1 pseudogene is annotated in these 526 nt (G+C 34.4%); it reads right to left on the bottom strand.

The features are described 5' to 3' along the window. Positions 1-448 (bottom strand): annotated as a pseudogene (locus FOT98_RS31100) (IS3-like element ISBt2 family transposase); the annotation flags it as partial. Positions 449-526 lie beyond the last annotated feature (78 nt).

Genomic DNA, 526 nt, shown 5'->3' with positions numbered 1-526 from the left:
TCTTCTATATCTTCTCTAAGATCCTCCGTCCGTTGTAACCAGCGATAAAATGTAGAACGGGGTACTTCTAATACGTTGCACAATTCTTTTACCGTTATTTTTGTTTTTACATCTTTCCATAAAGTAACTACAGCTTCTGGTTTCAGCCCCTTTCGATTTCTAGATACTTTCCCCATACAAGTAATTTTGTTTTTAAATGTCTATTTTCTAATCGTAGCTGTTCCAATTCATTTAATTCTTTTGGACCTTTTCCATAAGAATATTGTTTTCCTACAGGTTGTTGAAAACGATACGTTTGATCAGTACGATACCATTTCATCCATGTCTTAATTTGAGAAACATTTTTAATTCCGAGTTTCTCCATAATGGTGCGATTTGAATAACCATCCTTTTTCATCTCAATCACTTTCCACTTGATTTCTTCTGGGTAATGAACTCTTGTTTTCAAACCAAAAACACCTCCATTGAATTTGCATACTTAGTATGCGAATTCAGGAGGTGTTTTTTTCATGTACCACTATTCGGG

This window comes from Bacillus sp. HY001 (assembly GCF_007558965.1).
GTDB classification, from domain to species: Bacteria; Bacillota; Bacilli; order Bacillales; family Bacillaceae_G; genus Bacillus_A; species Bacillus_A mobilis.
The sequence above is the reverse complement of the archived record's forward strand: the minus strand, read 5'-3'. Positions and strand labels throughout refer to the sequence as shown.